Source organism: Pseudomonas sp. C321 (assembly GCF_055407105.1).
Genome location: NZ_JBUZRB010000008.1, coordinates 149,252 through 156,936 on the forward strand (window position 1 = coordinate 149,252; position 7,685 = coordinate 156,936).

A 7,685-nucleotide genomic window follows, 5' to 3' on the forward strand; every position below is an offset into this window, starting at 1 on the left:
GCTGGTAACGCCAGGCCCTCGAAGCAGAACGTCGGTAGGGCCGTTAGGGAAATTTCCCTGGTTGAAGTAACACGCAGCAAATGAATGGGTGCTGTTTAAAGCGAGCAGCAGGACGGATAAAGTTATTAGTTTTTTGGCTCTCGAGTTAGAGTGCGACATAAAGTACCCTTGGCTTGCGAAGGAGTTCTGGATCAGACTTCGATTGCCGAAGTCTCACGAAATATTACTTGGAATCATCAAGATGTTATGAGCCCGCGAGCGTCGCTTTAGTCATCGTTTTCGTCTGGAAGGCACATCAGTTTGTAACGCTCATAGTTCAACTTTTTTTCATTTTCCGGAAGCGAGTAATTTGCCTGGCACTGCTTGCCTTGCCATTTGATAGTTAACTTGCCGGTGTCATTTTCCACCATGGCCAAGGCGTTGCCGGAAGGGTCTGAAATCGACAGTTGTTTACCATTATTATCTTCCAGCGAGGCACCAAACGGGATCGACTGGTTCTGGGCATCGGTCAATTCGAACTGTACACGACGGCCTTTTCGACCCTCGAATCGTGCCACCACGACGGCACCGCGTCGCGGTACGAACTGTTGAGTGGCACTGTCGAGTTCAACGTCACCGCCAAGGTTGCGGGTATCCAGACCCAGCCAATTGACGCGATACGGTTGAGCGTTTGGGATGACAGCGTACCCGTTGGAGCCGGTAGTGATTCCTGCGTAGTTGTTGACCTCTACTTTTGAAATCCCCGGGACCTCCACCAGCGCAAAGGTTTCGCCTACCGTTTGCCCAAAATTCACCCCGCCGGCATGGGCCACTATGGCACCGGAAGCGTTCAGATTTTGGGAGTCATAACCCTGTCCTTTGCTGTAGCCCATGCCGATATCTGCCACCGATGTACGGGTGTTCACGCTGAGTGAACCTGAACGATCGCCGTTGCTGCTGTCACCCGTCTGCACAGAGTAGAAAGTGTCACCGTTGTCAGACAGATAGCCGTTTATCCCCATTTGTGTGGTAGTGCCGCTGTTGTCGCGGCTGGTCGAAACAAAGGCTCGCGGTGACCGTGGACGGGGGCCTAACGGGAAGGACATCGAAAGGCTGATCTGGGTATCTGCGCTTGTTGTGCCACGCGCGCTGAGTTCCTCGCTTTTAGTCAGGCTCACGTTGTAATTGAGGTCCCTCCAGTTGTTGCTGTAACCACCGGATACGCTGCGCGATCCACCGCGATCCCAGTAGCGCTGATCACTGGCGTTCAAGTAGAGCGAGCCATATTGGCGGGCGCCACCGAGTGTCTGATTGATGGTGAGGTCGGTACGGGTTTTCGAGTGGCCACTGCGCTGCCGAACATCATCGCTGAGGTCTTGAACATGATCATTGAAGCTGCGATAGCCCTCGGTCGAGTAACGGTAGGCAGCCAAGGTGAAGTTGGTATCGGTACCCGTAAATGTTTTTGCATACAGCGCCCTCACGCTAGTGCCCTTGGTGCTTTTGCCTTGGGTAGCGCTTGAGGATTGCGTGACGTCCACCGACACCGCACCCATCGCGGTATTTTTAGCCGCACCGACAGAGAGTGCCTGAAAGTTTTCGCTGGTTTGCACTCCCGCGATACCCGTCAAAGTACTGCTCAAGCCATAAGCGACTGTCATGCTGGCGAAGGCGGGCGAGGCGAGCGTTTGGTTGTTGCTGGCGTACTTGCCCGCCGACGCGCTGTATTTCAACTGGCCTTCTCGAACCATGGTGGGCAAGGCGGAGAAAGATTGCCTGCTGACTTTGCGGCGACCGTCAGCTTCGATAATGATTATGTCCAGATCACCGTTGGACCCGGTTGGGTAGATGTCGTTGATCTCGAACGGGCCTGGTGGAACCGTAGTGGTGTAAAGAATGTAATCGTCCTGGCGAATTTCGACCGTGGCATTCGATTCGGCTACGCCACGAATGATGGGGGCGTATCCGCGCTCGCTGTCTGCTTGCATGCCTTCGTCGGAGGCCAGTTTTACACCCTGGTAGCGCACGCTGTTGAACAGCTCGGGGTCAGACTGGATTTCACCTACGCTGAATTGCCCCTTGAGCGCAGTAACGTCATGTTGCACATAGGTTCGATTACTGGCGAACTTGTTCGGGCTCCCGGTCCTGCTACTGAAGTTCGATTCATTACGCAGCCGCCACGCGCCCAGGTTGATACCACCGCGCAGGCCAAGGTTGTTGGCTACCTGGGTGCCGTTATCAGTAATGTTGCGGTTGGTGCTGAACTGATAGTTGATAAATCCGACTGCAACGCCTTCGTCCCACAGTGCCGGGTCGACGTAGCCGCGGATGGCGCGAGTCATTGCGACTTGCGGCACGTTGACGTATAGCCGCATGCGGCTGGAGTCATAGCGCAACGTGGCCTGATCGATCATGGCCGGAAGGTCATAAAAGACCTCTGGCGATTCGGGACTGACTAAACCCTGGTCCTGCAGCTTTTGTAAGTCGACGCCGAGTTGTTGGATCAGGTCCAGCGTCAGGCAGGGCTCGACCTTGTTAGTTAGCGTGTTGTGTTTGAATTCGATATCCCTGCGACCCACCAATGTTTCGTTACTGTAGAGGTCCACACGGTAATTACCCGGTAGTACCCGGTTCGCACTTAACAGCATCTGGACATCCACCGAGGACCCTCCCTGTAGAAAGGCGGTGTTGAATTCTTCTGAATCCTGAGTGTTTTTTTCGGCTCCGAGAACTGAGCTCGACACTGTTAAATTTATCGCCAGGCACAGGGGGTGCAGAAGTAGTGCCTGTTTTTTTTTACGTACGCGCGGCTGAGCGAGTTTGTCTACGCAAATATCATTTATATGGATATTGGAGAAAAACATGCAGATAGCCTATGCCGTCATAGTCATTGAAACTATTAAAGTAGGGTCGAATAGAAAGGATCGAAATGGTCTGCCTGGAAATAGGCAGTTAGTTTTCGGAAACTTCTTTTGCTCGTGCCGGAATCGGCGTGCGTTCGGAGAGCGTGGTTTCAAATTTTTGCAATGCGCCGTAATCGTTGATGCTTGAAAACCATAGTGATACTGGCTGGGTGGTGTTCTTGGCTTTAAGCTTGAATATCCGCTCTTCACCGGGTGCAATCATGGTGGAGTCGACGACAAGTTCGAAATTCTGCGAATTACCCATTTTCAGATCAGCCATCGACACGTGATAAGCGCTAGGGTTCTTGACCTTCAATACACTTTGCTCTGCAACACTTTCCAGCTGCCAGATCAAGTGTTCCGGCGCTTGCGCTGCTTCGCCTGGTAAACCGACGGGTCGAAAAAATACTTTGATCCTCTGACGTACGGCCAACTGTAAGGTGTTGGCATCGGCAGCACTTGCCTGCGGTATTTCCTGAACATTCAGCCAAAGTACAGATTCTTTGTCGGAGGGCATACCGCCGCCTTCGTAAAGAATGCGTAACAGTTGTCGCTCATTGGCTTCTACACGGACCAACGGCGGCGTAACTGCAAAAGGAAGTGATTTTTTTACCGTGTCGTCACCGTCAATCCATGATTGAACCAGTACTTTCTGCGCTCCGTTTCGCACGGTAACGTTTGCTTCTTTGCGAGCGCCGTCAAATATAACGCGAGTTGAACTTAATGAAATACTGGCGAACACCTGAAAGGATGCAAGAAGACCCAGTACGCTCAGTGGAAAAAGAATAGCGTGCCGCAACATGTAATTAATCCCATGTATCTTGAATCAAAAAAGGTGAAACTCGAGAGCTTCACCTGTATGGCGGGTTACTCGTATTGAAGTACGAATGGAAGCGTCGCATTACCCGAACCGGCAGTGGCGGATTTCGGATCGCCAGTGGTGACATAAGCGGCCGCAAACGAAAGAGTACCGTCGCCACCGGCGATTTGGTCGCCGCTCAGGCCTGTTTCAATTTTTGCCGTGGTGTCCGAGGTCAAGTCAATCAGCGCACCGTTATCATCAAGCAGAGCAATACCTACACCTTTGGCGGAGTCTGTACCTTGCAATCTTAGAACTTTCGTTCCTTCTACCAGGCCTGAGCCACCGTTAAGGCTTGGCTTGAAGACCATTGAAACCTTGGTGCCTTCGTTGCAATTCACTGTGAGGTTGAAGTTGTTCGCACCCAAGCGCCCGCTATTAGGGGATGCTTCGCTGCCCATGTCCTTGATCGCAACGTTACCCATGTCGATCGAGATCACTTTGTCTTTACCGGTGCTGCCATCAACTGTGCATGCGTCGTTGTTGATAATTCCGGTAAAGTTGATTTGGCCACTCCCGCCCTTGACGGGTGCGGCGAGGATAGTTGCTGAGGCGCTCAGCAGCGAAAGGGTGAGCAGCGTGATGGAAAACTTTTTCATATTGATACCTAAGAGTTTGTGGGCGTATTGACTAAACTTCGGAGGCAATGGTAGGGCTGAGATTAAGCCCGGTCTTTAAGACTTGTCTCAAACGGTTTTACTGTTGAGTACGGTTTTTCGATCACTAGCATGCGCGCTGAGAAGGCTTCAGGTTGTTCTCGGGCGTTCGGGCGTCGTTGAGGTTCGCCGATTGTCAATGGACGGTTGTAGGCGTTTTTTAACCATTTTCTTTTTTTTGAGACAAGTCTTGGGGTTCCGCGCGCACGCAGTCGCTATCTTATTGAGTGCCGCACACAGGCAATAAAGTATGTAATGCGCATACAAATAGAACTTTTTGGAAGTCAGGCTTTGGGCCGGTTCAATTCGTATTAATTGGTTTTTCCAGCATCTGTTCATGCCCTTGAAGTGGGCGTTTCGGTCGACAAGAGATGGGGCGTTACCATGTTTAACCCTATTCGGGTGGGTGTGCTGGACAGGCACGAAATCATACGTTATGGCTTGATCATACATCTGTTCAAGCAGCCGGATATCACCGTGTCAGGTTCCTATGGTAGTGCCGCCAAAGCCTTGCGTGATGCGCGCATGAACAGTTGGGATGTGCTGTTGATAGGGCATCTTCCAGGGGGTAATGACTGCGTGAAATTAATCAGAAGCCTGGGTATCCAGCACCCGCGCCTAAAGTTCCTGGTGGTGTTGGAGCGGCCTCATTTGGCAGCAGCAGTGATGTTTCTGGCGGCAGGAGCTCACGGAGTGTTGCATAAGTCCCAGCCGCTCGCCGATTATGTAGACGCGATTCGTACTCTGGCAGTTGGAGAGTTGTATTTTTGCTCCAACTCCAAGTTGACCTCAAAACACGTCTTCGACTCTCAAAAACGTGTTCCCTCGCAGGGGGATACAGTGTTGATGCATTCTTTGATCGACAGTGCAATGCTGTCGATTCGAGAGCGAGAAGTCCTGCGCTTATGTGCCAGCGGTTTGACGGTGACACAAATTGCAATCGGCTCTGCACGCAGCGTTAAAACAATCAGTGCGCAGAAACAGTCGGCGTATCGAAAGCTGGGGTTGAAGACTGACCTCGATTTCTTCAAATGTTTTTCCTCGCGAGGCATTTGAATCTCCTGAGGACTGGATAACGGTCCTTGCATCTCCTCTCTACTCTTAAATTTCCTGCAATCTGTCGAGACAGTTGCGGCTGACTTTCGTCCTTTGGACTAAGTGATTGGGACATGTCTCATATCACTTAGCGTCTGGTTTAAATAATACTCCTTTATCCCAAGAACTCTGTTGGCGAACAGGGGGTTCTGGTTGGTTTAAAGGCATGTCGCAATCGCGTCATAAAGAACAACCGACGAAATGAAGGTAAAGCACGTGACTTCTAGTGCAGTCAGCATTGCAGTGGTAGATGGCAAGACAATTATTAAGGCGCAGGAGCTTCGAGCCTCAAAGAACGGCGAGCCGCTGCGAATCAAAGCTATTGAGGGTGGCAAGTACATTCTCGCCGAAGGCGAAAAAGGCTTCGCTCCGGAAAACGTTACAGTCAAGCGCGTTGGCAAAGATCTGCACATCAGTCTGGAGGGCACTAATCTGGATCAGCCCCAACTGATTATCGAAGGCTTCTACGACACGCCTGGTCAGGTTGTAGGTATGGCTGAGGATGGCAGCTATTACCCTTACGTAGCCTCTGATGCAGAACACGATCACGAAGTCGCCTTCTTGATGGATGATGTGTCTTCGCCTCAGGTGCTGGGCGTAGAGGCGGTCAACGGCTTCGGTCATGACCTGGTGGCGTTGGCGGGCTCGGGTATCTTGTGGCCGAGTGTGCTGGGTTTGGGGGCGCTGGCCCTGGCAGGTTTGGGTGTTGCAGCTGTTCGTGAAGACAACGGCTCCAGTAAACCTGCCCCTGCACCTGAAGTCATTCCCGCGCCTCATAAGCAACCTGAAATTGGTGCGGTGACCGATAACGTCGGCGATAAACAGGGCATCCTCTTGCCTGGCGATGTTACCGATGACACTACGCCCACGTTTACCGGCACCGGCACTCCGGGCTCCGAGCTGAAAGTCACTGATAACGGGGAAGAAATCGGCAAGATCGTTGTAGACGAGAAAGGCAATTGGGAGTTCACGCCTGAGCCGCCGCTCGGAGAAGGCCAGCACGTGATTGTGATCGTCCCGGAAAAGGGCGGCGAGCCTTCGGACGGTTTTGAGCTGGTAGTGGATACCAAAGCGCCCGCACAAGTGCAGATCGACAGCATCACTGACGACGCCGGTGAGCAAGTAGGCGTGATTGCCCACGATGGCGAAACGGACGACACGACGCCGACCCTCAATGGTCGCGCCGAAGCTGGCAGCCTGGTGTCGATCTACAACCACGGCCAGTTGCTGGGTACTGCCGTGGCTGACGCAAAGGGGAACTGGCAGTTCACACCAACAGCCCTGGCTGACGGTGAGTACGTATTTACTGCCCGTGCTACAGATGCCGCGGGCAATATCGGTCTTATGTCCCCGCCTTATGCCATAACAATCGATACTGTAGCCCCCCAAAAGCCAGACCTTGGCGGTGAAGGGCACGGTATTGGCGATGTAGTGGACAACGAAGGCTCGATTCAGGGTTCGATCATCAACGGTGGCGTGACCGATGACACCACCCCGACGCTGATTGGCAAAGGCGAGCCGGGTGACACCGTCAGCCTCATCGACAACGGCAACCTGATTGGCAAGGTTGTAGTAGACGAAAAAGGCGAGTGGACGTTTACTCCGGGTACCGAACTGACTGAAGGCAAGCATGACCTGACTGTGGTCATCACTGACCCTGCGGGCAACAGTTCCCTGCCGTCTGACCCGTGGGTCATCAACGTTGATACCACCGCACCGGTCAATCCAGGTGTGGAAAGTGCCATCGACGATATCGGACTGATTGTGGGCCCGATTAAAAACGGCGAAACCACTGACGACAACAAGCCTACCCTGGGCGGTTCCAGTGAGCCGGGCGCGACGGTGATCATCAAGGATAACGGTCAGGTCATCGGTGAAGTGGTTGTCGACGACAAGGGACAGTGGACTTTCACACCTGAAGCAGCGCTGGTAGACGGTGAGCACGGTTTCACCGTGGTGATTACCGACCCGGCCGGGAACAGTTCTGAAGAGTCTGATCCTTTTGTCGTTGTTGTCGATACCGTTGTGCCAACCAAGCCAAGCATCGAATCGGTCTTCGACGATGTGGGCGATGTGCAGGGCAACCTGAAACCTGGCGCTACCACCGACGACAGCAAGCCAACCCTCAGCGGTCAAGCGGAAGCCAACAGCACCGTCGTCATCTATGACAAAGGTGTTGAAATCGGCAGTGCG

General features: G+C 52.8%; 5 protein-coding genes. 2 read left to right on the forward strand and 3 right to left on the reverse strand.

Features of this window, described 5'->3' with window-relative positions:
- Positions 1 to 266: 266 nt before the first annotated feature.
- The 3 genes from ACZRJ6_RS22120 to ACZRJ6_RS22130 all read right to left on the reverse strand — a co-directional run bounded on the left by ACZRJ6_RS22120 (position 267) and on the right by ACZRJ6_RS22130 (position 4,340).
- Positions 267 to 2,843, reverse strand: a complete 2,577-nt coding sequence (locus ACZRJ6_RS22120) for a fimbria/pilus outer membrane usher protein (RefSeq protein ID WP_463970102.1) — start codon at positions 2,841 to 2,843, stop codon at positions 267 to 269.
- 88 nt (positions 2,844 to 2,931) lie between these two features.
- Complete coding sequence (locus ACZRJ6_RS22125) at positions 2,932 to 3,684, reverse strand: fimbrial biogenesis chaperone (RefSeq protein WP_463970103.1); 753 nt, start codon at positions 3,682 to 3,684, stop codon at positions 2,932 to 2,934.
- Between the two features lie 65 nt (positions 3,685 to 3,749).
- The gene (locus tag ACZRJ6_RS22130) at positions 3,750 to 4,340 is read right to left on the reverse strand and encodes a fimbrial protein (RefSeq protein WP_463970104.1); all 591 of its coding nucleotides are present in this window, start codon (positions 4,338 to 4,340) and stop codon (positions 3,750 to 3,752) included.
- Between the two features lie 441 nt (positions 4,341 to 4,781).
- Between ACZRJ6_RS22130 and ACZRJ6_RS22135 the strand changes: the two genes are divergently transcribed.
- Together ACZRJ6_RS22135 and ACZRJ6_RS22140 are read left to right on the forward strand one after the other, a co-directional pair.
- A complete protein-coding gene (locus tag ACZRJ6_RS22135) occupies positions 4,782 to 5,453 on the forward strand; it encodes a LuxR C-terminal-related transcriptional regulator (RefSeq protein WP_463970105.1) in 672 nt (223 codons plus the stop codon).
- Between the two features lie 255 nt (positions 5,454 to 5,708).
- Positions 5,709 to 7,685, forward strand: a 1,977-nt coding sequence (locus ACZRJ6_RS22140; protein WP_463970106.1) for an Ig-like domain-containing protein, incomplete at its 3' end; no start/stop codon positions are given.

What these genes read in the sequence shown, in the direction of transcription:
- ACZRJ6_RS22135 (WP_463970105.1), top strand. Translation starts at nt 4,782, where the DNA reads ATGTTTAACCCTATTCGGGTGGGTGTGCTGGACAGGCACGAAATCATA.
- ACZRJ6_RS22130 (WP_463970104.1), bottom strand. Translation starts at nt 4,340, where the DNA reads ATGAAAAAGTTTTCCATCACGCTGCTCACCCTTTCGCTGCTGAGCGCC.
- ACZRJ6_RS22125 (WP_463970103.1), bottom strand. Translation starts at nt 3,684, where the DNA reads ATGTTGCGGCACGCTATTCTTTTTCCACTGAGCGTACTGGGTCTTCTT.
- ACZRJ6_RS22120 (WP_463970102.1), bottom strand. Translation starts at nt 2,843, where the DNA reads ATGTTTTTCTCCAATATCCATATAAATGATATTTGCGTAGACAAACTC.